Source organism: Nocardioides litoris, assembly GCF_006346315.1.
Classification (GTDB): Bacteria; Actinomycetota; Actinomycetes; order Propionibacteriales; family Nocardioidaceae; genus Nocardioides; species Nocardioides litoris.
In genome coordinates this window covers 69,643-91,925 of record NZ_VDMR01000004.1, presented here as the reverse complement: position 1 = coordinate 91,925, position 22,283 = coordinate 69,643, and the positions used below count along the sequence as shown (strand labels likewise).

Below are 22,283 nucleotides of genomic sequence, written 5' to 3'. Positions count from 1 at the left end.
CGTGAGCACGACCGTGGTCGACCCGTCAGGCACCAAGCTCGTGTGGGCCCTCTGGGGAGCCGACCACACGGCCCTGCGGGCCCCGGCCCTGGCCGGCGCGCTGGCCACGCTCGGCGTCACCCACCTGCAGGTCAACCTCGACGACGAGCACGTCGCCGACGCCCTGCGCATCCCCGCCGGACCCACCCCCGTCGGCGCCGTGGTGAGCACCTGGCTGCCCGACGACGCCGCGGCCCTCGACGTACGCCGGGTGCTGGCGGAGGCCGCCTCGGCGCTCGTCGGCTGGCGGGTCGAGGAGCGGCGGCCGCTCGCCCCGCCGGAGACCTGGGACGGCGACCGGTCCGACTGCCTGGCCAACGTCGCGATCCTGCGACGCCCGCCCGAGCTCGAGCACGCCGAGTGGCGCCGGCGGTGGCTGGAGGAGCACACCCCCGTCGCGATCGCGACCCAGGCCACCTTCGGCTACCTGCAGAACGTGGTCCTCGAGCAGGTCGGCGTCCTTCCCGACGGCGTCGAGCCGGTGGCCGCCGTCGTCGAGGAGCTGTTCCCGGCGGCAGCCGTGCACGACGTGCACGCCTTCTACGGCAGCGGCGGCGACCAGGCCGAGCTCGACGACCGCATCACCCGGCTCATGGCCAGCGTCGCCCGGATCGGGGCCGACCGCGGGATCGACCTGGTGCCCACCAGCCGCTACCTGCACGACCTGGGCAGGCTGCGCGAGCCCGCGGCGGGCTGACCGACGGTTGACCGACGGCTGACCGACGGTTGACCGACGGCTGACCGACTGCTGAGGCGTACGCCGATCGCGGGGGCGCGGCCGGCGGCCACTAGGGTCGGGGGTGTGAGTGACCACGCTTCTGCCCCGCGCACCCTCGCCGCCGACGTCTCCGGCCTCGAGGCGGGCGCACCGGTCGTCCTCCAGGGCTGGCTGCACCGCAAGCGGGTGCTGGCCTCGGTGGCCTTCCTCGTCATCCGCGACCGCTCCGGTCTGTCCCAGGTCGTCGTCCGGCCCGAGGACGCGCTGTTCGAGCAGCTCGGCGACCTGCGCGAGGAGACCGTCTTCACCGTCCGCGGCGTGGCCTCGGCCAACGACGCCGCTCCTGGAGGCATCGAGGTCGTCAGCCCCGAGCTGACAGCGCTGTGCGACCCGGCCGCCCCGCCGCCGGTCGAGCTGTGGCGCCCCAAGCTCAACACCGGCCTGCCGACGATCCTCGACCACGCCCCGGTCATGTGGCGCCACCCCGTGCAGCGGGCCGGCTGGGAGCTGGCCTCGGCCGCCATGCAGGGCTTCCGGTCCTCGCTGAGCGACCTCGGGTTCACCGAGATCCAGACCCCCAAGATCGTCAGCTCGGCCACCGAGTCCGGCGCCAACGTCTTCCAGGTCGACTACTTCGACCGCAAGGCGTTCCTGGCCCAGAGCCCGCAGTTCTACAAGCAGCAGATGGTCGGCGTCTTCGAGCGCGTCTTCGAGGTCGGCCCGGTCTTCCGCGCCGAGCCGCACGACACCGCCCGCCACCTCGCCGAGTACGTCTCCCTCGACGCCGAGCTCGGCTTCATCGAGGACCACCGCGACGTGCTCGCGGTGCTCCGCGAGGCCTTGGCCGGCATGGTCGGCGCCATCGAGACCACCGCGGCCCCCGCCGTCGAGCGGCTCAAGCTCGAGCTGCCGCGCGTGCCCGACGAGATCCCGGTCATCCACTTCTCCCGCGCGCTCGAGATCGCGGGCGCCCCCGCCGACGAGCCCGACCTCGCCCCCGCCCACGAGCGGGCGATCGGCGAGTGGGCCAAGGCCGAGCACGGCAGCGACTTCGTCGCCGTCGAGGGCTACCCGATGGCCAAGCGCCCCTTCTACACCCACCCGCAGCCGAGCGACCCGCGCTGGTCCAACAGCTTCGACATCCTCTTCCGGGGCCTCGAGCTCGTCACCGGCGGCCAGCGCCTGCACCGCTACTCCGACTACGTCGCGGCCATCGAGGCCCGCGGCGAGAAGGTCGAGTCGTACGCCGACTACCTGCAGGCCTTCGAGCACGGCATGCCCCCGCACGGCGGCTGGGCCATCGGCCTCGAGCGGTTCGTCGCCCGCCTCACCGGCGCCGAGAACGTCCGCCAGGTCACCCTGTTCCCGCGCGACCTCAACCGCCTCAGCCCGTAGTCGCCACCTCTCCCGCTGACCCGTCGTAGATCTACGACGGGTCAGTGGTCTTTCGGGGCTTCAGGCACGCTCGACCAGGGAGAACGGGACGCGGAGGGTCTCGCGGCCGGTGCGCAGGTGGTAGCTGGTGCGGCCGAGCTTGACGACCTTGCCGACCCGCCCGCGGTGCTCGCCGGGCGCGGTGATGCGCACCCGCGTGCCGATGCGGTGGAGGGTGAGCCGGGCGCCCGTGCGGAGCCGGGCGAGCTCGGCCTCGTAGTTGGGGTGCATGACGGCGGGGCGGCCGTGGTGGGTCCAGGTCAGCACGTGGGCGAGGTCGAAGGTGCGCGAGCAGCGACCGCAGGTGACCACGCGCTCGGGACGACGGTGCCGGCCCGTGGTGTGGCCGGCCGCGCAGGTGCCGAGCCACGGCGGCTCGACCGCCGGCGCGTCAGGCGAGACGCAGCGCTCGCCGGAGCAGCCGATGCGCACGGCGACCGCCCGCCACACCTCGTCGTGGCCGTGCCGCGGGCCGGCCAGGGCGTGGGCGATCTCGTGCAGGATGGTGTCGCGCACGTCGGCCTCGGAGTGCAGCGCGGTCAGGGGCGCCGACAGCCCCAGCACCTTCGGGCCGAACCGGCAGATGCCGGCGCGCCGCTTGGCCCCGTCGTAGGCCACCGTCCAGTCGTCGAGGCCGTGGTGGGCGAGCAGGTCCTCGGCCAGAGCGAAGGCGTCGCGCAGGTCCACGGGCGCGACGCTAGCCGCGACCACCGACAACCCGGGACGCGACCTGCTCGACCAGCACCTCGACGGGGTCGGCCACGTCGAGGGTGATGCCGCCCTCGTCGGGCGCGAGCGGCTCGAAGGTCGCCAGCTGGGAGTCGAGCAGCGAGGTCGGCATGAAGTGTTGCCCCCGCGTGGCCTGGCGCTCGCGGACCAGGGCCGGGTCGCCGTCGAGGAGGACGACGACGAGGTCGGGCACGGCGTGGCGCAACCGGTCGCGGTAGGTGCGGCGCAGCGCCGAGCAGGCGACCACGCCGGCGTCGTACGACGCGAGCCACTGCCCCACCGCGTCGAGCCACGGCCAGCGGTCGGCATCGGTGAGCGGGGTGCCGGAGCGCATCTTGGCGACGTTGGCGGGCGGGTGGAGGTCGTCGCCGTCGCAGAACGGCACGCCGAGCCGCTCGGCGAGCGCCGCCCCGACGGTCGACTTGCCCGAGCCGGAGATGCCGGCCACCACGAGCCGCGTCATCGGCGTGGGCCGAGGTGGTCGACGACGAAGCGTGAGGCGGCGGTCTCGAAGACCCGGCCGTGACGGAGCATCGCGTGCTTGCCGCCCTCGACGACGCGGAACGTGACCTCGGCACTGCGGCCGATGCGGTCGGCGACCCGGCGGGCGCGCTCGGGGGACGCGATGCGGTCCTGGTCGCCGTGGACCACGAGCACCGACCGTCCGGGGAGCCCTACGCCGTCGGTCGGGTAGACCCAGGGGTTGAGCGCGACCACGGTGGTGACGGCCTCGTGCTCGGCGGCGAGGAGGGCGGCGCGGCCGCCGAGGGAGTGGCCGACCAGGGCGACCGGTCGGCCGGGCCAGCGCTCGAGCAGCTGGTCGACCGCCCAGCGGGCGTCGTCGACCGGGGTGTGCTCGGTGTCCCAGCCGCGGTAGGAGTTCAGCAGCCGGGCGACGGCGAGACGGCCGCGGCCGGCGCGGGCGATGCGGCCGGCGACACCGATCATGCGGACCACCGAGAGCTGGGTGGGGCTGACGGCCATCCGGTCGCCTCGGGAGGCGCCGCCGTGCAGGACGACGACGAGGCCGGCGGGGTCGCGGGGGCTCCTGGTGTGCACCAGTCGCGGGGCGTGCTCGCTCACGACCGGCGGTCGTCCCCGGGCCGGCCGTGGGGCCCCCGGGCGGCGGCGAGGCGCTCGTGGAGGCGGTCGCGCACCTCCTCGGGCGTCACCTGAGCGCGCCGGCGCTGGTCGCGCACGACCACCGCACCGGTGGCCGCGACCCCGGCGACGCCGGCCACCCCGAGCCACTTCCAGACCTTCATGCGCCAGACTCACTCCCCATGGGCACCAGCCTCGGGCTCGACGCGGCCGTCGACCTCACCCGGACCGGCGACCTGTGGCTGTTCCGCGGCCGCTCGGCCGCCGACCACGCGATCCGGGTGCTGACCAACGCACCGGTCAACCACGTCGGCATGGCCGTCGTCCTCGACGACCTGCCGCCGCTGATGTGGCACGCCGAGCTCGGCAAGGGGCTGCGTGACGTGTGGACCGGCGGCCACCACCGCGGGGTGCAGCTGCACGACCTGCGCGATGCTGTCGTCCAGTGGTGCGGTCGCTACGAGCAGCGGGCGTGGCTGCGCCAGCTGGAGCGGCCGGTCACGCGCGAGCAGGAGGACGCGGTGCTGAGGACCGTGGCCCGCCTCGACGGCACGCCCTTCCCCTCCACCGCGGCCCTCGCCGGCCGCTGGGCGCGCGGCCGGCTGCGCCGCCGAGCCGGCGTGGAGATGACCTACTGCGCCGAGGTCGTCGCCGCGACCTACCAGGACATGGGACTGCTCGACGCACGCCAGCCGACCAACTACTACGACCCCGGGAAGTTCTGGTCGGGCGACGACCTCGAGCTGATGGGCGGGGCGCGCCTGGGCGAGGAGATCGCCGTCGAGGTGCCGACCGCCCCGGTCACGCGCAGCTGACACAGGTGCGGGCCGTGGGGCGTGCCTCCAGCCGCGCTGGCGCCACCGGCCGGCCGCACACCTCGCACGTGCCGTAGGTGCCCTCCTGCAGGCGCGCCTGGGCCGCCTCGACCTCCTCGAGGGTGCGCTCGGCCTGCCGCCGCAGGGCATCGACCTGCGACCGCTCGAAGGCGATCGTGGCGCCCTCCGGATCGTGCTCGTCGTCGGCGTTGGTGTCGCGCGAGGCCGCCACGAACCCCGCCAGGTCGCCCCGGAGCTGGGCCAGCCTCCGCGTCGTACGGCGCCGCTCGACGTCGAGGCGGGCGGCCACCGCGGCGGGCGTCGGGGCCGCGTCGTCGCTCATGGCAACCAGTGTGCCCGCGGGCGCCGACAGTCCTGGCGCCCGTCAGGTCTCGCAGACCACCCCGTCACCGTCCCGGTCGTCGTAGTGGTCGTACTCGGGGTCGGCGCCCTGGACGTAGTTGCCGTAGCCGGCGTCGTTGGCCGCGCCGCAGGTGTCGAACAGGGGGTCGGTGGTCGGCGCCGGGTCGGGCTCGGCGACCGGCTCCGGCTCTGGTGCGACGGGCATCTCCGGCACCGCGGCCAGGGCTCGCGCGACCGCCTGGTCGACCGCGGCCGCCTGCTGGCGCGCGGCCTTGGTGCGAACCTTGCGGAGCCGGGCGTCGGCCTCGGCGGCCTGCGCCTCCAGCTCGTCCTGCAGGCCGGCCGTGGCCTCGGTGACCGCGTCGTCGACCTGCTCCTGCACGTCGGCCTCCGACGGCCCGGGCTCCGGCGAGGCGGTCACCGTGACCGGAGGGACGGGGCCGGTGGCGTCGGCCTGCGCGGTCGACGGGGCCGTCGCGCCGGCGAACCCGGCCACGCCGCCCAGGACCATCCCGAGCAGCAGGCCCGCGCCGCCGCTGGAGGCGGCGACCCGCGAGCGGGTCCACCAGGCGGCCTGCCAGACCTTGGGCGCGGGCGGCGGGGGCGGCGGGGGCGGCGGGGAGGAGCGGCGGCGGACGGCGTCGTACACCCCTCCAGTGCACCCGAGCGCGCCCTCCCCCGCAGGCACTCCCGCCCAGACCACCCGTCCGGGCCAGGAACGCTGGCCGAACGGTCAGCCACATGTTCAGCCAGGCGCCCCCGGCGCGTGCGCAGCGACGTACGCCTCGACGACCGCGCGCGGCACCCGACCGCGGTCGGAGACGACGTGGCCGTGGAGCGCGGCCCACGCCCGCACCTCGGCCGGCGTCGGCGGGGCCGGCTCGAGCGCCGGGGCGTCGCGCAGGTCGGTGATCGTCGCGACCCCGTGGTCCTCCTCCTCCGAGGCCACCAGCGCGGCGGCCAGGAACCGGTAGGTCCACTCCTGGGCCAGCTTGCGGGTCTCGCAGAACATCACCGGCACCTGCGGGAACCGCACCTGGCACTCGGCGAGCCGCTCGAGCACCGCGGCGGGCCGGACGTGCTCGAGGGTGAGCACCCGGGAGTAGCGCTCCTCGACCACCACCGCTGCGCGCGGGACAGCCGCGAGGTCGGCCAGCTGGTAGCGCAGCTTGCCGCTGGTCAACGACGACACCAGGTCGTCGAGGCCCTTGCGCTCCACCGTCGCGACCAGCGATCCGTCACGGAGGACCCCGTAGTCGCCCGCGACGAGCGCCCCGGCTGAGGTGGTGGCCTGCTGCTCGGAGAACCTCCAGGCGTAGCGCTCGTGGGTGTCGACCACGATCTCGAGGTCGCGCAGCCCGCTCGCCCGGGCGCGGGGCACGGCCCCCGTGGGGCGCGCCTGCTTGGTCGTGCGTGCGGACTGCCAGAAGATCACCTGCCGCCCGCCGCGGACAGTCGTCATCACGAGCTGGCTGCGGTTCTCCCGGCCGCGGTCGAGCACGAGGTCGATGGCCGCGCCCCGCCGCTCGCAGCTGCGCACGGGCACCCGCTCGACGACCTCGGGCTCGGCCGGCCACTCCTCCACCCGGTGGCAGTAGATCTTCGAGGTGCGGGGCCAGGTGTCGCGAGCCTTCAGCACCACGGGCCGTCCGGGCAGCGGGACGCGGAGCAGGTAGGGCAGCGTCGAGTCGCCGTCGGGATTGCGCGCGATCACGAAGTCGTCGGGCACGGGGCCAGTCTGCCCCGCCGCCGCTCGCCGCGGGGGTCACCGTCGCACCGCGGTGACCACCAGGTTGTCGACGTACCGCGCCCGGCCCTGTCGGTCGCGCACCAGCCCGGCGCAGGTGACCAGGTGCACCACGGCCGGCCCGTCGGTGCGGAACAGCGACGCCGGCAACCCCCGGGAGCGGGGCACGCGACGCACCGCGGTGACCGTGTACGACGCCGCGCGGGCGCCCAGGCTCCAGCGGACGACGTCGCCGCGACGGACCCGCTCGAGCGCTCCGAGCTCGCCGGGCTGGGCGGAGGTGTGGCCGGAGATGACGGCCGAGCCCAGCAGGTCGTCGGGTGTCGCGGTCGTGCGGAGCCAGCCCGCGAGGTCACGCCGCCGGGGCACGGCCACCGCACCGCGGTCGAGCCCCACCTCGGCGATGCCGACCCGCACCCCGACCCGAGGCACGACCAGGCTGCCCGAGGCCCGGCGGGCCGGTGCGGCGGCGCGGTAGTCGGAGTCCAGGAACCGCGGGACCGAGCGACGGGCCGGCACGAACGGCGACGGGTCCGTGGTCGCGACCGTGCCGGGCGCGGGCAGCGCGCGGTCTGCGACCGTGCGACCGACGAGCCCGGTCGGCACCTCCGGCACGACCGGCGTGACCGGCCGGGTCACCAGCGAGGTCTCGGCGACCAGGCCGGGCGGCGAGGAGGCGGCCGTGGTGGTGGGGGTGGCGGCCAACGACTGGCTGTAGGTGTAGCAGCCGGGAGCACCCACCCGGACCGCCGGCGTGCGGACGGTGCCGCTGCCCGTCACCGGCATCGTGCCGGACGCGGCGACCGCGGCGCGGCTCCACCCGAGACCGACGCACGACGTGCCGGAGCGCGGCGCCAGCGGACCGTGCAGGCGCCAGGTCAGCGTGGTGCGGTCGCTCGGGGCGAGGCCGATGATCCGCACGACGTCGTGGAGCGAGCGGCCGACCAGCGACCGCTGCTCGGAGACCGTGGTGGCGATCGACGGCGTGCGGGGCACGACCCTGGTCGTCTCCTCCGGCAGGCCGCAGGGCGTGGTCACCGCGGTGGTGTCGGTGTTACCGGGCAGCCGCTGCACCCAGGTGTACCACCCGACCGCGGCCGGCGTGACCGTCGGCGTGCTGGAGGTGCCGTCGCCGCGCAGCCGCCAGGTGACCCGGCCGGCCAGCGTCGCCGGCGTGCACGAGGACGCGTCGGGAGCGGCCGCGAACGGACCGTGCAGCTCGCCGACGACCGTCGCGTCGTAGCCGGGGGCGAGCCCGGTGACGGTGACGACGTCGTGGATCGGGGTGCCCGGGGTGACCACGCCGGCCGAGGTGACCGTGCGGACGGTGGGGAAGGCGACCCGCACGCGGGAGGTCTCGACGACCTCGGCCCGGGCCCGCGTCGACTGGGCGATCCACCCCCGCTGGACGCCGGCCGGCCGGGCCGTCGACCCGCCGTGGGTGGACCAGCCGCGCTGGCGGTAGAGCACGCCGTCCGGCGCCGGGCCCGAGGCCCGCACCCGCAGCCGGAACCGACCGACGTCGGTCGCCCGCACGCGCACGGCCGCGCCCGCCGGGGTCGTGGTCGTCGTACGGGGGCAGGCGACGGGGCCGTCGCAGTCCACCCGCACGCGGACGCCCGGCACGGGGCGGCCGGCGGCGGAGACCAGCCGAGCGCGGTAGGAACGGACCTCCCCGACCCGGACCGGGCCGTCGCCGACCAGGTCCACCGAGAGCCGCCACGGTCCACGCCGAGCGGACGCCTCGCGCCACATCGACCGCGCCAGCCGCATGACCCGCCGGTCGAGGCCGCCGACCGGGGGACGGACGACGCCCCCGACCCGCAGCCCGGCCGGGTAGACGACGAGGCCGCCGGGGCGTCGTCCGTCGCCCATCACCTCGCGGACCAGCAGCGCGATCGCCGCGTCGCGGTCGTCGCTGCCGGTCGAGCCGCGACCGGCCCAGGTCGAGACGACGTAGTTGAGGGCGGCGACCTCGGCGTCACCGACGCGGTCGCCGAGCTGGTTGACCAGCCGGTCGGTCGGCACCCGTTCGGCGCGACGCGGCAGCCGCGGGTCGTAGAGGAAATCGATGCAGAAGAACACCCGGCCGTCGGGAGCGCGGTAGGTGCCGATCCACGTGAGGCCGCTGCCCTGCGGGGTCTCGTAGCGCAGGCACACGCCGTTGACCAGGTTGGGGTCGACGCGTCGGCACTCGTCCTTGGCGACCCGGGTGGCCGCCGCGGCCGGGGGCGGGCCGCCGGGCGGGGCGACGACGAGCGCGAGCGAGGTCGTCAGGAGGGCGAGCACGGCGAGGAGGGCGAGCACCGCGGCGCGGGGCGACGGCGTGGGGAGCAGGGATCGAGTCATGCCGCAGACCGTCGCCGCCGCCACCGACGACGCGCCACCGACGTCCGCGAACCTGTGGACGACCGCCTGGGACCACTGCACGTTCGCGCACCCCGGGCTGTGGACGGACGCTCCTCGCTACCGTGGCGGTGTGGTCACCCTCGCCGTCGCGGCGCCCTCCGACCCGGCCGCGGACGCCGCCGTCGAGGTGGGCAGAGCCGGGGGCAACGCCGTCGACGCCGCCCTGGCGGCCGCCCTCGTCGCGATGGTCAACGAGGTGGGCATCGTGTCGCTGAGCTCGGGCGGGTTCGTGACCGTCCAGCCCACGCAGGGCGCGGCGTACTGCGTCGACGGCTGGATGGACGTGCCCGGCCGCGGCCTCTCCGACGAGCGCCGCCGGGCCGCCCGCACCTGGGACGTGCACACCGCGTACGGCGGCGGCGTGGACATCACCATCGGACCCGGCTCGGTGGCGACCCACGGGTCGGTGGCCGCGCTGGGCGAGGCGCACGCCCGCGACGGCCGGCTGCCCTGGGCGGAGGTGGTGGCCCCCGCCGTCGCGGTCGCGCGCGGCGGGTTCGTGCTCGGCTCCGCGTCGCGCTACTACCTCGACCACGTGCGCGAGAGCATCTTCGGCTGGGACGAGGTGAGCCGGGCGGCCCTGACCGGCCCCGGTGGCGGGCTCACGACCGATCCGGTGGTGGTGCCCGGCCTGGCCGACGCGCTGCTCGAGGTGGCCGCCGACCCGCGCGCCCTGCACGTGGGCGACCTCGCGCGGGCCGTTGCTCACGACGTCGTCGAGCGGGGCGGGCTGCTCTCGACCGCCGACCTCGCGGCCTTCCAGCCCGTGGTGCGCCCGGCGCTGACCTCGCGGCTCGGGCCGTGGACGCTCGCCACCACCCCGCCACCGTCGGTCGGCGGCACGGTCGTGACCGCCCTGCTCGCGAGGCTGGCGGGCTGGCGGCCCGATCGACCTGACGCCCGCGACCGGGTGGTCGCCGCCCAGCGGCAGGTGCTGGGCCACCGGCTCGCCGTGCTCGACCGGAGCCCCGACCTCGCGGCCGACGCGGCGGCGTACCTGCGGCAGGTGGTCGAGTCGGGCTCGACCGCCCACGTGTCCGCGGTCGACGCCGACGGGCTGGCCTGCGCGGTGACGGTCTCCTCCGGCTACGGGTCGGGCATGGTCGCGCGCGGCACCGGCATCTGGCTCAACAACTGCCTGGGCGAGCAGGAGCTCAACCCGCGCGGCCTCCACGGCACCGCACCCGGCACGCGGCTGCTGTCCAACATGGCGCCCACCGTGGCCCGGCACACCGACGGCCGCACGATCGCCATCGGCTCGCCCGGAGCCGACCGCATCACGACCGCGATCGCGCAGGTGCTGGCCCGCGTCGTCGCCGGCGCCGATCTGCAGGACGCCGTCGACCACCCGCGGGTGCACGTGCACCGGGCAGGTCGGGACGACGAGGTCGTGCACGTCGAGACCGAGCCGACGATGTACTTCGGCGGGGTGGGAGCCGTGCTCCGCGGGGCCGACGGCGGTCTGACGGCCGCGGCCGACCCGCGCCGCGCCGGCGCCGTACGCCTGGTCTGAGGGCTCGCCCCCCGGAGGTCAGGCCGGCCAGCCCAGGTCGAGCGTCTCCTCCCCCGCGTCGTCGTCGCTGAGCAGGCTCGGCTGGACCGACCGCGGACGCGGCGGCACCGACCGCGTGCGTCCGCTGCCGTCGGCGATCCAGCGCAGCCCCCGGCGCAGCGCCCCGAGCACGTCGTCGACGTGGTGGCCGTCGAGGTCGGCTCGACCGGTGCGGACCCGCACGATCTGGCGCACCAGCGCCACCCGGTCGTGGTCGAACAACCCCGCGACCGTCGCCTCGCGCGGCCGTCCGAGGTGGCAGAGCTCGAGCAGGCCGACCAGGGCGAGCGCACCGGTCGCGTCGAGCCCGTCGTCGCCGTCGTCGCCCTCATCGGCGGTCTCGTGGACGGCGTCGTCGGGCACCGGGTCGAGGAACCGCCGACCACCCACCCGCGCCACCAGGTCACCGGCGAGCACGTCGACCTCGTCGACGAGACGCTTGACCAGCAGCCGCAGCTGGGTGCCGGAGAACGGCACCGCGAGCAGCTCGTGGCTCGCCACGACCACCTGGTCGCGTCGCCAGAAGGTCCACAGCGACCGCGTGCGGTTGAGGATCTCCAGCTCCTCGCCGAGTCGCTCGTCGTCGACCGGGTCGATGACGAGCTCGGCGAACACCTCGACCGCGGGGCGGTCGGGCAGCACCTTGACGAAGACCACGCTGGCGCCGGAGCGCACGGGGATGTCGCCGTCGCCGTCGTGCTCGAGGTCGGGGAAGTCCTCCCCCATCGCCTCGTCGACCAGCTGCTGGAGGTGGCGGTGCGTGCGCGGGACGACGGCGACGAGCTCGTGCGCGTGGTCGGCGTCATCGTCCACCTCGTCTGCCTCGTCGGCGTCGTCGGTCTCGAGGTCGTCGTCGAGCCCCCGGGCCTCGAGGAACGCCGGGTGCGGCACGCCCCACACCTCTCGCATCGTGGCGACGAGCAGGGCCGCGGCCCGGTCGGCCTCGTCGACGGCGGCGAAGCCGTGGAAGTTGAGGTCGTCGTCGGTTGGCTCGTCCCAGTCGAGCCCGAGCAGCAGGTCCTCCTGCTCCGCGGTGAGCACGAGGTGGTCGTCGAGGTAGGCGTCCCCGACCGCCTCTAGGCGCAGCACGCCCTCGTCGAGCGCCAGCACCTGCACGTACGGCGCCGCGCCGACCGGTCCGTCGGGGTCGGCGTCGTGGACGGCCCGGGCCGCCTCCAGCGCCGCCGGGTGGGCCAGGACGAGGACCTCGCCCTCGCCCATCCCGGCCAGCCGGTCACCCAGCCGGACCAAGAACGAGGTCCAGGCCTCCTCGTGCTCGCCGGGGTGCCCTCCGGCCCCGCCGACCTGCTGCTCGTCCACCAAGGTGCGCTCCTCACCGTCGCCCGCGTCGGCGGGTCGTCCCTGCCGACACCCCGCACGCTACGGGCGACCTCCGACACAATCCGGGCGCCGACGGCGGCGTCCTGTGGACGGCTGTGGAGGACGGCGAGGACTGTCCGTGGCCTGTCGCAGACTTGTGCCTCCACCCCGGGAGGACCCATGAGCACACGCCACTCCGACGCACCAGTCCGGCGCACCGCCACCGTCGACACCGACGTGCACCGCGCACGGCTGGTCGCCGTCGAGCGCGCCGCGTACGCCGCGGGCCCGGCCTCCCGCGCCCGCCTGGTGCTCTGGGCGCGCGAGCTGACGGTCGACCCGGGCGTGCAGGTGGACCACGTCGACGAGGCGGTTCGGCGCTCGCCGCTGCTCCACCGGCGCGCCGACGGCCGGATCGGTCACCTGGCGGACCTGCTCGACGGCATCGTGCTGGTCCACCGGGTCGAGACGACCACCAGCACGCGACGGCGTGAGCTCCGGGTGCGGGGTGGTCTCGACCCGCTCGCCCGCCTGGCCGGGGCGCGGCCGCTCGAGCTCCGCTCCGGCGGGGTCGCCCGCGCCGGTCGGGGCGGCGCGACGCTGCTCGGACCTCCGGGGTGGCTGCCCGACCGGGGCACCGGCGACCTGATCGGACTGCGGTGGCGGTCGCGGCGGCTCGACGTGGTCGCCGTGGGACCCGGTGACCTGGCCGGGTCGGCCGAGCACGCCCGCACCTCGGCGCTCCTGGTCGAGCTCGCCTGCACCGTCGGGTGCGTGGGCCACGGGGTGGCCGTCACCGAGCTGCTCACCCTCGCGCGCCTGGTCGACCCGCAGCTGCTCGGTCGACCACACCTGCCGCTGCACGCCCTCCTCGACGGCGTCGGTCCCGATCGGCGTCGCCACCTGCGGCCGGTCCCCGACGGGGTGCCGCGGTGACCCGGGCGTCAGGCCTGGGCCGGACCCTCGTCGCGACGCCGCTCGGCGATGATCCGCACGACGTCGAGCGGGTGCTCCTGGCGCCACGCCTTGAGCCGGGCGCGGTCCTCGCGCCGCTGGGTCAGCGGAGCGCCGGTGCGTCGGTGGTGCCAGCGCAGCGCGTCCTCGGCGTACGCGACGGCGGCGATGGGCCGGGCGGTGCGGATCGCGTCGATGGCCTCGACGACGTCGAAGCCCTGGGCGAGCAGCACGGCGTACCCGAGCGACGGTCCGCGGTTGATGCCCATGTGGCAGTGGCACAGGACGATCGCGTCGGGGTCCTCGAGCGCGTCGAGCACGAGCCGGACGCCCTCGTCGAACCACGCCGTCGGCACCCGCTGGCCCTGGTCGTGCATGCCGTGCCAGTGGTAGGTCACCCGGTCGCTGACGCGCTCGACGAAGCGTCGGTCGTCGGCCTCGATGCGCACGTCGACGACGTGGGTGACACCCTGGCCGACCAGCTCACCGAGCTGGCAGTGCGCCAGCGCGTCGTCCCACTGGTCGAGGTCGCCACCGACGAGCAGGCGCGGCGTCACGAACGACGCGTTGGCCAGGTCGAGGGCGGGCAAGACGGACACGCCCTCCACTGTGCCTCACGGGGGGTGGGACGTCCGGAGAATTCAGCGGTTGGGGGTCCTCGGCTGGTCGGGACCGACCCGCTCGCGCAGCCAGGCCTGCACCTGGGCGTCGTCCGGGCTGAGCGCGTCGCTGATGACGTGCGGCACGACACGGCTGAAGTAGTCGGTCACCGGGCCGTCCGACTCGCGCACAATCATGCCCGCGGACTCACCGTCGACGATCCACGAGCCGATGACCACGTGGTTGCCCTCGTAGACCGGCAGCTGGGTGTAGGCCTGGTAGACCAGACCCTCGGGTCCGTACTCGCCTGGCATCACCAGGTCCGGGGTGCCGTCGTCGAGGTGGATGCGGATGTTGTCGCCCTCCCGGCCGTGCAGCGGCTTGGCGACCCACTCCGTCAGGTCGCCCGGGTCGTCGAAGTACGCCGGCAGCAGCAGTCGGTGGCCGGGGTGGCGCTCCCACAGCACCGCCAGCAGCGCCTTGGTCGACAGCATCATCTTCCAGGCGGGCTCGAGCCAGCGGACGGGGCGCGCCTCGTCCTGGTCGACGACGTGCCGGCCGAACGCGTCGCCGAGCAGGTCCTCCCAGGGGTAGAGCTTGAAGATGTTGCGCACCGGCTGGTCGTGGGCGTTGCGGAAGTCGCGAGTCTCGGGGTTCCACCCGAGCTCGCCGATGGGGTGCTCCATCGCGACGAGCCCGGCCTGGACGGCGGTGTCCATGAGGTAGGAGCACGTCATCTCGAGCTCGCCGCCGTCGTAGGCCTCGCCCTCGGCCTCGTCGTAGACGAACAGCACCTGGTCGGTGTCGAGCCCGCCCGACGACCGCAGCCGCTGCCAGGCGGCGACGAGCCGGTCGTGGACGCTGTTCCACTGGTCGAGGTCGGGCATGACGTCCTCGAGCCAGCGCCACTGGGCGACCCCGGTCTCGACGAGGCCGGTCGGGGTGTCGCCGTTGACCTCGAGCATCTTGATCGACCCGTCGGGTCCGTAGGCCAGGTCGAACCGGGCGTACAGTGACGGGTCCGCGCGGTCGATCGAGCGTCGTACGACGTCGAGGGAGCCGGGGGGCAGGCCGAGGCGCTGGTCGGTCATCGTCGTGGCCATGTGGCCGGCGGCGTCGACGCACATCGCCCACAGCTCCTCGGTGGCCGCCTCCAGCGTCTCGACCTCATCGAGCGTCAGCTCGTACCAGGCCGACTCGTTCCAGTACGGCACCGAGGTGCCGTCGGGCTTCTTCGTCACTGGGAAGACGAGGCCCTGCTCGGTGACGACCCGCTCCCAGTCCTCGCGGGGCTTGATCCGGTGACGCCACATGGGTCAGGCGATGCTGGCGCAGACGATGGCGCCGACCGAGAGCGCGATGGCGGCGGCCACCACGGCCAGGGGCCGCACCGGGCCGGGCTGGGTGACGATCTCGCGGAGCTTGCCGGGGGTGACGGCCTCGATGACGAGGAACATCACCGAGTTCAGCGCGATGCCGAACAGGCCGAAGGCGAAGGTGTAGCCGAGCGCCCACCCGAACGCCGTCTCGCCGTTGCGCCAGATCGAGGTGAAGAGCACGAGGGCGTTGGAGACCAGCCAGGCCGAGGTGACCAGGGCGGCCGAGCGCGACTGGTGGTGCACCGACTCCGTCCCGGTCTCGTCGACGCCCTGGAGGTGCTTGCCGAGGTGGCCGGGGGTGAGCAGGTCGAGCACGTAGTAGGCGAGCACGAGGAGGGCGCCGGCCAGGACGGCGTACACCGCGGCGTGCCAGAGGGCGTCGATCAGGTCGTTGAACATGGGCGTGGTCTCTTTCGGTTCTCGTGCGTCGGGGAGGATCGGGGTGGGGTGGCTGGGTCAGGAGGAGCCGCGGCCGCTGCCGCCGAACCCGCCCTTGGTGGTGGCGGACTTGACCGACGAGCCGCCCGAGGAGGACAGGCCGCCGCGCTGGACGGACCCGGAGACCTTGGAGGCGTTGAAGGTGCCGCCGGAGACCCGCGACCCGATGCCGGGGTAGCTGCGGCTGGCGGCGAGGTAGTACCAGAAGAAGCCGGAGGAACCGACGCTGTCGCCGTCGTAGTCGTCGTCGGCGTCGTCGCACTCGTCGTCGGGAACACGCTCTTGGGTCTCGGGGTCGACGCAGACGGCGGCGTAGTCGGCCGAGGACGAGCAGCCGGTGAGGCCGGCGGCCATGAGCGCGGTGACGCCGATGGCCACGCCGGACGACCTCATCCGGCGGCGGGCGGTGGTCATGGGTGGGTCCTTTCTGCGGGGGTCCGCGGGGTGCTGCGGGGAGGGAGGGCGGTGGGGGTGCGGTCGGGGCGGGCGAAGCGCAGCGCGCCGGCCAGGCCGAGCACCGCCACGACGGCGACGGCCACGAGCGAGGCGGGCTCGACGTCGCCGAGGGAGGCGACGAGGACGACGATGAAGAGCGCGGCCGTCAGCCCGGGTACGACGGCCAGCCGGCCCGGGCGCGCGCGGGTGGCGGCCCGGTCGTGGAAGGGCACGGTGGCGCAGGTGACGGCGTAGTAGGCCGCGACCAGCACCGCCGTCGCCGCCACCGAGGCGGTGAGCACGCTGTCGCTGGTCAGCACGAGCACGGCGTAGACCGAGCCCGAGAGGGCGGTGAAGGTCCAGGTGGCGACCGACGGGGAGCCCTGGGCGGAGACCCGGGCGAGCGGCTGGGGCAGGTCGCCGCGCCGGGCCATCGAGAACGCCGCCCGGGCCGAGGGCAGGATCGTGGTCTGCGCGCTGGCCAGGGCGGAGAGCAGCACGGCCCCGGCGAGCAGGGTGCCGGCGGGCGTGGCGACGAGGGCCGAGCCGAGCTCGACGAACAGGTCCTCCTCCCCCACCGCGGCCAGCCGGTCGGCGCCGGCCCACCCGATGACGGCCCAGGTGAACCCGGCGTACAGGACGACGAGCCCGGCCATCGCGAGCAGCGCGGAGCGCGCCGGCGTACGGCCCGGGTCGTCGGACTCCTCGTTGACGGCGAAGGAGGAGTCCCAGCCCCAGTAGAGGAAGACCGCGACGAGGAAGGCCGCGCTCAGCGCCGACCACGACGGGGTGCCGGCAGCGCCGGCGGCGCTCTCGAGCGGCGGCAGCGGGTCGGCGGTGAGCGCTCGCTGGGCGAAGTACAGGATCGCGACGACCTCGAGCGTGAACAGCACGACCTGGGTGCGGGCGGCCATGGTGATGCCCCGGTGGGCGAGCCAGGCCATGAGCCCGAGGAGGGCCAGCCCGAGCACAGCCTGCGCCCACCGCTGGTCGGCGAGGTGGTCCGCCCCGACCACGTCGAGGGCGTAGATCGCGGCCACCTGCACGAGGTTGCTCATCACCAGCACGCACGCGGCCATCGCGACCCAACCGGTCAGCCAGCCGGTGCGGGGGCCGAAGGCGCGCGAGACCCAGGCGTAGCAGGTGCCGCAGTCGGGCTCGGCGGCGTTGAGGCGGGCGAAGCACAGCACGACCAGCACGACCGGGAGCGCCGAGACGACCAGCACCCACGGGGTCCAGGCCCCCACGAGGGCGACGAGCAGGCCGACCGAGACCGCGAGCGAGTACGCCGGAGCGGTGGACGACAGGCTGAAGACGGTCGAGACGGTGGTGCCGACGGCCCCGGCCCGCAGCCGGCTACCGGTCGGCATCGTTGAACAGGGCGAGCATCTGGTCGGCGACGTCCTTGTCGGAGGCCTCGAGCTGCTTGAGCTTGAGGAGGTGCTCCTTGAGCCAGTCGTCGCCGTGGTCCTTGGCCAGGCTGGCCAGCAGCAGCCGCTCGAGCATCTCGACGCGGTCGTACATCGCCTCCATCGTGTGCGCGAGCGCCAGCTGCTCCTCGTGGGTGAACTGGTTGCGGTCCTGCACGAACTTCGCGATCACGTGGCCGATGGCGATCGGCACCAGCACGATCATCGACACGATGAGGATGCTCGCGATGACCCGACCGACGTCGGTCTCGGGGTAGTAGTCGCCGTACCCGACCGTCGTGCCGGTGACGATGCCCCACCACAACCCGTCGATCGGGCCGCCGTTCTTCTCCAGCGCGGCGTAGGCCAGCGAGCACGCCACCCAGATGCCGAGGATGACGTAGACGAGGTGCCGGGGGCTGTTGACCACCGAGTAGACCGCGCTGCCGACCCGCCGCAGCGTCGCGACGAGACCCCCGGGGGCGGTGTGGGGGGTGCCGTCGGTCGGCGTCTCAGTCATGGTCTCTCCAGGTGGTGCGGGCCGAGGGGCACTCTCCCCACCTGTGGCCGGTTCAACCGTGCGGGTCATCATCGGGTACGCCGCGCCGGACGGCTCCCCCGCAGGCGGATGGTCTGGTCCAGTGCTCGTGACGCTGGCTCCTACCTGTGGATGAGTCACCCATCGGTCGGCGTCGAGGACCACAGTGTCGGAATGGTGACCACTGGCCCTCCTACGCCCGCTGCCCCGGGCGCCGAGCGTTCCAGGATCATGAGAGGCATCCGACGCTTCGACACCAGACCAGAGCTACTCGTCAGGTCCGAGCTCCACCGCCGCGGTCTTCGGTTCCGGGTCCACCTTCCTGTGCCTCCCGCGCCGCGACGGACCATCGATGTCGCGCTCACCCGAGCCCGCATCGCGGTCTTCGTCGATGGTTGCTTCTGGCACAGCTGCCCCGAACACCTGCACCTGCCTTCCAACAACCGCGACTGGTGGCACTGGAAACTCGGCACGGTCACAGCGCGGGACCGGGACACTGACGGGCTCCTGCGCGCTGCGGGTTGGTCCGTGGTGCGTCTGTGGGAACACGACGATGTCGAGTCCGCCGGTGCCAGGGTGGAAGAGTTGTGGCGGCGCAGATGTCACCCACCCAGTACGTCGGCTCCATAGCCGAACACGTGGAGGCTGACCACATCGACCTCACGCCGCGGGTCGCCGAAGAACGCCCCCAGCCGACTGACCACCCGATTGAAGGGCCTCTCTCGCGGTTGACCAGCCTCGTTCCAATTCGCAACCGGCACGACGAGGAAAAGGTGTTGGGCGTTGTGAGCGATGTGGGTCTTCCAAAGATCTTTCAGGTCGTGGTTGTTCGTCGTGGTCCCGCCGCGCTCCACTTCGGCCAGCACGCCACGACCTGGTTCGAGCTCAAAATAGAAGTCCGGCCGTGCTCGTGTCGTGAAACCCTCTTGAGGACTCAGGACCACCTCCTCGCCAAAGCCGATCTCGACCCTGAGCAGTCGCGACACGATGTCCTGGACCACCTTGCTCTGAGCGCGATGCACGTGAACGAGCGCGATCTCTGGTGCGCTGTCCGTGAGATGGGCGGCCAGCTGGGCGGCCAGGTGGTCAACGTGGCCCACTTCGTCGGTCTCCGCCGGGGACAGCCCGGAACGGACGAAACGGTGGTGCGGGGCTGAGGGCATGCCACAGCTTCACAACCTCAGCTCGCCGGAGCTAGTCGTCGCGAACGCTGACGGACCCGGGCGATAGCCCGGGTCCGTCGCTGGGGTCAGGGTGCTCAGCTGCAGCCGCTGGTGGAGCCGCAGCCCTCGCAGACGTAGCAGGAGCCGGCGGGGCGCATCTTGGTGCCGCAGGTCATGCAGAGAGGCGAGTCGACGGCGGTGCCGGTGAGCTGCTCGAGGAGCTCGGCGCTGGTGTGGGCGCGCTGGGTCTTCTCGGCGGGGACGGCGCGGGTGTTGTGGCCCTCGGTGTCCTTGGTCTCGACGTCGGCCTCGGCGGGGGCTTCGAGGCTCGTCCCTCGCACCTCAGCCACCGGGGTGGCCGGGGTGTCGATGAGCTCGGCGGCGGAGCCGGTCTCCTCGGCGGGGAGCTCGTAGGAGCCGGTCTCGAGGTGGCGCTGGCGCTCCTCGGCGGAGTAGATGCCGAGCATGGAGCGGGCGTCGAAGTCGAGGTAGTCCAGCGCGAGGCGGCGGAAGACGTAGTCCATGAGGGACTGGGCCATCCGGACGTCGGGGTCGTCGGTCAGGCCGGCGGGCTCGAAGCGCAGGTTGGTGAACTTCGAGACGTAGGTCTCGAGCGGGACGCCGTACTGCAGGCCGACCGACACGGCGATGGAGAAGGCGTCCATGACGCCGGCCAGGGTGGAGCCCTGCTTGCCGAGCTTGAGGAAGACCTCGCCGAGCTCGCCGTCGTCGTGGGCGCCGGAGATCATGTAGCCCTCGGCGCCACCGACGGTGAAGGAGGTGGTGCGCGAGACGCGGGACTTGGGCAGGCGCTTGCGGACCGGGGCGTAGACGACCTTCTCGATCACCTTTGCCTCGGGGGCCTCGGTGGTGGCGCCGGTGTCCTTCTTCTCCGCCTTGCCGTCCGAGAGCGGCTGGCCGACCTTGCAGTTGTCGCGGTAGACCGCGGTGGCCTTGAGGCCGAGCTTCCAGCTCTGCAGGTAGACGTCCTCGATCTCCTCGACCGTGGCGGTCTCGGGGAGGTTGACGGTCTTGGAGATGGCGCCGGACAGGAAGGGCTGGCAGGCGGCCATCATCCGAACGTGGCCCATCGGGCGCAGGGCGCGGGCGCCCATGGCGGTGTCGAAGACCTCGTAGTGCTCGGTGCGCAGGCCCGGGGCGTCGATGACGTGGCCCTTGTCGGCGATGTAGGCGACGATCGCCTCGACCTGCTCGGGCTGGTAGCCGAGCTTCTTCAGGGCCCGCGGGATGGTCTGGTTGACGATCTGCATCGAGCCGCCGCCGACGAGCTTCTTGAACTTCACCAGGGAGAAGTCGGGCTCGATGCCGGTGGTGTCGCAGTCCATCATGAAGCCGATGGTGCCGGTGGGCGCGAGCACCGAGGCCTGGGCGTTGCGGAAGCCGTTGGCCTTGCCGAGCTCGACGACGTCGGCCCAGGCCTGGGTGGCCAGCTTGTGGGTGGCGGAGTCGGCGATGGCCAGGGTGCGGATGGTGTCGTTGGCCGCCTGGTGCTTGCGCATCACGCGCTGGTGGGCCTCGGCGTTGCGGGCGTACCCGGCGTAGGGGCCGACGATCGCGGCCAGCTCGGCCGAGCGCTTGTAGGACTGGCCGGTCATCAGCGAGGTGATGGTCGCGGCCATGGCGCGGCCGCCGTCGGAGTCGTAGCCCAGGCCCATGGCCATGAGCAGGGCGCCGAGGTTGGCGTAGCCGATGCCGAGCTGGCGGTAGTCGCGGGTGGTCTGGCCGATCGGCTCGGTCGGGAAGTCGGCGAAGCAGATGGAGATGTCCATCGCGGTGATGATGAACTCGACGGCCTTGGCGAACAGCGGGGCGTCGAAGGTGTCGTCGTCCTTGAGGAACTTCAGCAGGTTGAGCGACGCCAGGTTGCACGAGGAGTTGTCGAGCGACATGTACTCCGAGCACGGGTTGGACGCGGTGATGCGGCCGGTCTCGGGGTTGGTGTGCCAGTCGTTGATGGTGTCGTCGTACTGCAGGCCGGGGTCGGCGCAGGCCCACGCGGCCTCGCTGATCTTGCGGAACAGGGCACGGGCGTCGACGCGCTCGATCTCCTCGCCGTTCTTGCGGCCGCGCAGCGCGAAGTCGGTGCCGTCCTCGACGGCACGCATGAACTCGTCGCTGACGCGCACGGAGTTGTTGGCGTTCTGGTACTGCACGGAGGTGATGTCGGCGCCGCCGAGGTCCATGTCGAACCCGGCATCGCGCAGGGCGCGGATCTTGTCCTCCTCCTTGGCCTTGGTCTCGACGAACTCCTCGATGTCGGGGTGGTCGACGTCGAGGACGACCATCTTGGCCGCGCGGCGCGTAGCGCCGCCGGACTTGATGGTGCCGGCGGAGGCGTCGGCGCCGCGCATGAAGGAGACGGGGCCGGACGCGGTGCCGCCGGAGGAGAGGAGCTCCTTGGAGGAGCGGATGCGGGAGAGGTTGAGGCCGGCGCCGGAGCCGCCCTTGAAGATGAACCCCTCCTCCTTGTACCAGTTGAGGATCGAGTCCATCGAGTCGTCGACGGAGAGGATGAAGCAGGCCGAGACCTGCTGCGGCGAGGCGGTGCCGACGTTGAACCAGACGGGGCTGTTGAAGGAGAAGTACTGGTTGACCAGCAGCCAGGTCAGCTCGTGCTCGAAGACCTCGGCGTCGGCGGCGGTGGCGAAGTAACCGTGGTCGACGCCGGCCTTGGTGTAGGTGTGGACGATCCGGTCGATGAGCTGCTTGAGGCTCCACTCGCGGGCGTCGGTGCCGACGGCGCCGCGGAAGTACTTCGTGGTGACGATGGTCGAGGCGTTGAGCGACCAGGTCGTGGGGTACTCCACGCCGCGCTGCTCGAAGACGGCCTCGCCGGTCTTCCAGTTGGTCTGGACGACGTCGCGGCGCTCCCAGGTCAGCTCGTCGTAGGGGTGGACGCCCGCGGTGCTGAAGACCCGCTCCAGGGTGAGGCCGGTGCCGTCCGGGGTGCGGCCGGTCTGGCTGGAGCTGACGGTCTCGGTCATCTGCTGTCTCCTCTGAGGGGCCCGCGGGCGGGGTGTGGTGTGCCGGTGTCCAGTGAAGCGGTCGCCACCGACAGCCCTGGGCGCTCGCGAGGAGCCCCCGGGACGTCGGGAGGGCGTGGTGGTGGGGGGAGAGGC

The 22,283-nt window shown here is 73.6% G+C and carries 23 protein-coding genes; 6 read left to right on the top strand and 17 right to left on the bottom strand.

Annotation, left to right across the window (positions count from 1 at the left end):
- The first annotated feature begins 1 nt into the window (after position 1).
- Together FJQ57_RS14560 and aspS are read left to right on the top strand one after the other, a co-directional pair.
- Positions 2-736 carry an EthD domain-containing protein gene (locus tag FJQ57_RS14560; protein ID WP_246081829.1) on the top strand — a complete coding sequence of 245 codons (735 nt, stop codon included), beginning with the start codon at positions 2-4 and terminating at the stop codon, positions 734-736.
- Positions 737-841: 105 nt separating this feature from the next.
- Entirely contained in the window at positions 842-2,152 is a 1,311-nt protein-coding gene (aspS, locus tag FJQ57_RS14555; protein WP_139981522.1) for an aspartate--tRNA(Asn) ligase, read from the top strand.
- A 60-nt stretch (positions 2,153-2,212) separates the two neighbouring features.
- Here aspS and FJQ57_RS14550 read toward each other — a convergent pair whose 3' ends face one another.
- From FJQ57_RS14550 to FJQ57_RS14535, 4 genes are read right to left on the bottom strand one after another with little or no spacing between them, the layout of a single operon-like run.
- Positions 2,213-2,878 carry a SprT-like domain-containing protein gene (locus FJQ57_RS14550; protein WP_139981520.1) on the bottom strand — a complete coding sequence of 222 codons (666 nt, stop codon included), beginning with the start codon at positions 2,876-2,878 and terminating at the stop codon, positions 2,213-2,215.
- Positions 2,879-2,888: 10 nt separating this feature from the next.
- Entirely contained in the window at positions 2,889-3,383 is a 495-nt protein-coding gene (locus FJQ57_RS14545; RefSeq protein WP_139981518.1) for a gluconokinase, read from the bottom strand.
- Positions 3,380-4,003, bottom strand: a complete 624-nt coding sequence (locus tag FJQ57_RS14540) for an alpha/beta hydrolase (RefSeq protein ID WP_139981516.1) — start codon at positions 4,001-4,003, stop codon at positions 3,380-3,382. The genes FJQ57_RS14545 and FJQ57_RS14540 overlap by 4 nt, the downstream gene beginning before the upstream one ends.
- Positions 4,000-4,185: a hypothetical protein gene (locus FJQ57_RS14535; protein ID WP_139981514.1), complete on the bottom strand. Its 186-nt coding sequence runs from the start codon at positions 4,183-4,185 to the stop codon at positions 4,000-4,002. Before FJQ57_RS14535 ends, FJQ57_RS14540 begins: the two co-directional genes overlap by 4 nt.
- A gap of 18 nt (positions 4,186-4,203) precedes the next feature.
- Between FJQ57_RS14535 and FJQ57_RS14530 the strand changes: the two genes are divergently transcribed.
- Positions 4,204-4,836 carry a hypothetical protein gene (locus FJQ57_RS14530; protein ID WP_139981512.1) on the top strand — a complete coding sequence of 211 codons (633 nt, stop codon included), beginning with the start codon at positions 4,204-4,206 and terminating at the stop codon, positions 4,834-4,836.
- Here FJQ57_RS14530 and FJQ57_RS14525 read toward each other — a convergent pair.
- From FJQ57_RS14525 to FJQ57_RS14510, 4 genes are all read right to left on the bottom strand, one after another.
- On the bottom strand, positions 4,823-5,179 hold the full coding sequence (locus FJQ57_RS14525) for a TraR/DksA family transcriptional regulator (protein ID WP_139981510.1): 357 nt from the start codon (positions 5,177-5,179) through the stop codon (positions 4,823-4,825). The two genes, FJQ57_RS14530 and FJQ57_RS14525, sit on opposite strands and share 14 nt — an antisense overlap.
- 42 nt (positions 5,180-5,221) lie before the next feature.
- Positions 5,222-5,848: an excalibur calcium-binding domain-containing protein gene (locus FJQ57_RS14520; protein ID WP_211348943.1), complete on the bottom strand. Its 627-nt coding sequence runs from the start codon at positions 5,846-5,848 to the stop codon at positions 5,222-5,224.
- Positions 5,849-5,944: 96 nt separating this feature from the next.
- Positions 5,945-6,928 (bottom strand): ERCC4 domain-containing protein, encoded by a 984-nt coding sequence (locus tag FJQ57_RS14515; RefSeq protein ID WP_139981508.1) that lies wholly within the window; start codon positions 6,926-6,928, stop codon positions 5,945-5,947.
- A gap of 36 nt (positions 6,929-6,964) precedes the next feature.
- Positions 6,965-9,295 carry a class F sortase gene (locus tag FJQ57_RS14510; RefSeq protein WP_139981506.1) on the bottom strand — a complete coding sequence of 777 codons (2,331 nt, stop codon included), beginning with the start codon at positions 9,293-9,295 and terminating at the stop codon, positions 6,965-6,967.
- On the opposite strand from FJQ57_RS14510, the gene FJQ57_RS14505 reads away from it, so the two are divergent.
- Positions 9,294-10,868 carry a gamma-glutamyltransferase gene (locus FJQ57_RS14505; protein ID WP_139981504.1) on the top strand — a complete coding sequence of 525 codons (1,575 nt, stop codon included), beginning with the start codon at positions 9,294-9,296 and terminating at the stop codon, positions 10,866-10,868. The two genes, FJQ57_RS14510 and FJQ57_RS14505, sit on opposite strands and share 2 nt — an antisense overlap.
- 18 nt (positions 10,869-10,886) lie before the next feature.
- On the opposite strand, the gene FJQ57_RS14500 is transcribed toward FJQ57_RS14505, so the two are convergent.
- Complete coding sequence (locus FJQ57_RS14500; protein ID WP_139981502.1) at positions 10,887-12,227, bottom strand: T3SS (YopN, CesT) and YbjN peptide-binding chaperone 1; 1,341 nt, start codon at positions 12,225-12,227, stop codon at positions 10,887-10,889.
- A 180-nt stretch (positions 12,228-12,407) separates the two neighbouring features.
- Here FJQ57_RS14500 and FJQ57_RS14495 point away from each other — a divergent pair, with 180 nt between their 5' ends.
- Positions 12,408-13,163: a hypothetical protein gene (locus FJQ57_RS14495; protein WP_139981501.1), complete on the top strand. Its 756-nt coding sequence runs from the start codon at positions 12,408-12,410 to the stop codon at positions 13,161-13,163.
- Between the two features lie 8 nt (positions 13,164-13,171).
- Here the strand turns inward: FJQ57_RS14495 and FJQ57_RS14490 are convergent, their stop codons facing one another.
- Genes FJQ57_RS14490 through FJQ57_RS14465 form a run of 6 tightly spaced genes read right to left on the bottom strand, consistent with a single transcriptional unit; the run spans position 13,172 to position 17,962 of the window.
- Positions 13,172-13,780, bottom strand: coding sequence for a dual specificity protein phosphatase family protein (locus tag FJQ57_RS14490; RefSeq protein ID WP_170219448.1), 609 nt, complete (start codon positions 13,778-13,780; stop codon positions 13,172-13,174).
- Between the two features lie 42 nt (positions 13,781-13,822).
- Complete coding sequence (locus tag FJQ57_RS14485; protein WP_139981497.1) at positions 13,823-15,094, bottom strand: glutathionylspermidine synthase family protein; 1,272 nt, start codon at positions 15,092-15,094, stop codon at positions 13,823-13,825.
- Positions 15,095-15,097: 3 nt separating this feature from the next.
- Complete coding sequence (locus FJQ57_RS14480; RefSeq protein ID WP_139981495.1) at positions 15,098-15,559, bottom strand: DUF350 domain-containing protein; 462 nt, start codon at positions 15,557-15,559, stop codon at positions 15,098-15,100.
- Positions 15,560-15,616: 57 nt separating this feature from the next.
- A complete protein-coding gene (locus FJQ57_RS14475) occupies positions 15,617-16,012 on the bottom strand; it encodes a hypothetical protein (RefSeq protein ID WP_246081828.1) in 396 nt (131 codons plus the stop codon).
- Positions 16,009-17,403 carry an APC family permease gene (locus tag FJQ57_RS14470; protein WP_139981493.1) on the bottom strand — a complete coding sequence of 465 codons (1,395 nt, stop codon included), beginning with the start codon at positions 17,401-17,403 and terminating at the stop codon, positions 16,009-16,011. The genes FJQ57_RS14475 and FJQ57_RS14470 overlap by 4 nt, the downstream gene beginning before the upstream one ends.
- Positions 17,390-17,962 carry a potassium channel family protein gene (locus FJQ57_RS14465; protein WP_170219447.1) on the bottom strand — a complete coding sequence of 191 codons (573 nt, stop codon included), beginning with the start codon at positions 17,960-17,962 and terminating at the stop codon, positions 17,390-17,392. The genes FJQ57_RS14470 and FJQ57_RS14465 overlap by 14 nt, the downstream gene beginning before the upstream one ends.
- A gap of 108 nt (positions 17,963-18,070) precedes the next feature.
- On the opposite strand from FJQ57_RS14465, the gene FJQ57_RS14460 reads away from it, so the two are divergent.
- On the top strand, positions 18,071-18,610 hold the full coding sequence (locus tag FJQ57_RS14460; protein WP_342775394.1) for a very short patch repair endonuclease: 540 nt from the start codon (positions 18,071-18,073) through the stop codon (positions 18,608-18,610).
- On the opposite strand, the gene FJQ57_RS14455 is transcribed toward FJQ57_RS14460, so the two are convergent.
- Both FJQ57_RS14455 and FJQ57_RS14450 read right to left on the bottom strand, forming a co-directional pair.
- Positions 18,583-19,143 carry a hypothetical protein gene (locus FJQ57_RS14455; RefSeq protein WP_139981487.1) on the bottom strand — a complete coding sequence of 187 codons (561 nt, stop codon included), beginning with the start codon at positions 19,141-19,143 and terminating at the stop codon, positions 18,583-18,585. The genes FJQ57_RS14460 and FJQ57_RS14455 overlap by 28 nt on opposite strands.
- Positions 19,144-19,238: 95 nt before the next feature.
- Positions 19,239-22,148 (bottom strand): vitamin B12-dependent ribonucleotide reductase, encoded by a 2,910-nt coding sequence (locus FJQ57_RS14450; RefSeq protein WP_139981485.1) that lies wholly within the window; start codon positions 22,146-22,148, stop codon positions 19,239-19,241.
- Positions 22,149-22,283 lie beyond the last annotated feature (135 nt).

Excerpts from the sequence above, each read along its gene's own strand:
- FJQ57_RS14545 (WP_139981518.1), bottom strand. The coding sequence starts at position 3,383 with ATGACGCGGCTCGTGGTGGCCGGCATCTCCGGCTCGGGCAAGTCGACC.
- FJQ57_RS14535 (WP_139981514.1), bottom strand. The coding sequence starts at position 4,185 with ATGAAGGTCTGGAAGTGGCTCGGGGTGGCCGGCGTCGCCGGGGTCGCG.
- FJQ57_RS14530 (WP_139981512.1), top strand. The coding sequence starts at position 4,204 with ATGGGCACCAGCCTCGGGCTCGACGCGGCCGTCGACCTCACCCGGACC.
- FJQ57_RS14525 (WP_139981510.1), bottom strand. The coding sequence starts at position 5,179 with ATGAGCGACGACGCGGCCCCGACGCCCGCCGCGGTGGCCGCCCGCCTC.
- FJQ57_RS14505 (WP_139981504.1), top strand. The coding sequence starts at position 9,294 with ATGCCGCAGACCGTCGCCGCCGCCACCGACGACGCGCCACCGACGTCC.
- FJQ57_RS14510 (WP_139981506.1), bottom strand. The coding sequence starts at position 9,295 with ATGACTCGATCCCTGCTCCCCACGCCGTCGCCCCGCGCCGCGGTGCTC.
- FJQ57_RS14495 (WP_139981501.1), top strand. The coding sequence starts at position 12,408 with ATGAGCACACGCCACTCCGACGCACCAGTCCGGCGCACCGCCACCGTC.
- FJQ57_RS14485 (WP_139981497.1), bottom strand. The coding sequence starts at position 15,094 with ATGTGGCGTCACCGGATCAAGCCCCGCGAGGACTGGGAGCGGGTCGTC.
- FJQ57_RS14480 (WP_139981495.1), bottom strand. The coding sequence starts at position 15,559 with ATGTTCAACGACCTGATCGACGCCCTCTGGCACGCCGCGGTGTACGCC.
- FJQ57_RS14475 (WP_246081828.1), bottom strand. The coding sequence starts at position 16,012 with ATGACCACCGCCCGCCGCCGGATGAGGTCGTCCGGCGTGGCCATCGGC.
- FJQ57_RS14470 (WP_139981493.1), bottom strand. The coding sequence starts at position 17,403 with ATGCCGACCGGTAGCCGGCTGCGGGCCGGGGCCGTCGGCACCACCGTC.
- FJQ57_RS14465 (WP_170219447.1), bottom strand. The coding sequence starts at position 17,962 with ATGACTGAGACGCCGACCGACGGCACCCCCCACACCGCCCCCGGGGGT.
- FJQ57_RS14460 (WP_342775394.1), top strand. The coding sequence starts at position 18,071 with ATGGTCTGGTCCAGTGCTCGTGACGCTGGCTCCTACCTGTGGATGAGT.
- FJQ57_RS14455 (WP_139981487.1), bottom strand. The coding sequence starts at position 19,143 with ATGCCCTCAGCCCCGCACCACCGTTTCGTCCGTTCCGGGCTGTCCCCG.
- FJQ57_RS14450 (WP_139981485.1), bottom strand. The coding sequence starts at position 22,148 with ATGACCGAGACCGTCAGCTCCAGCCAGACCGGCCGCACCCCGGACGGC.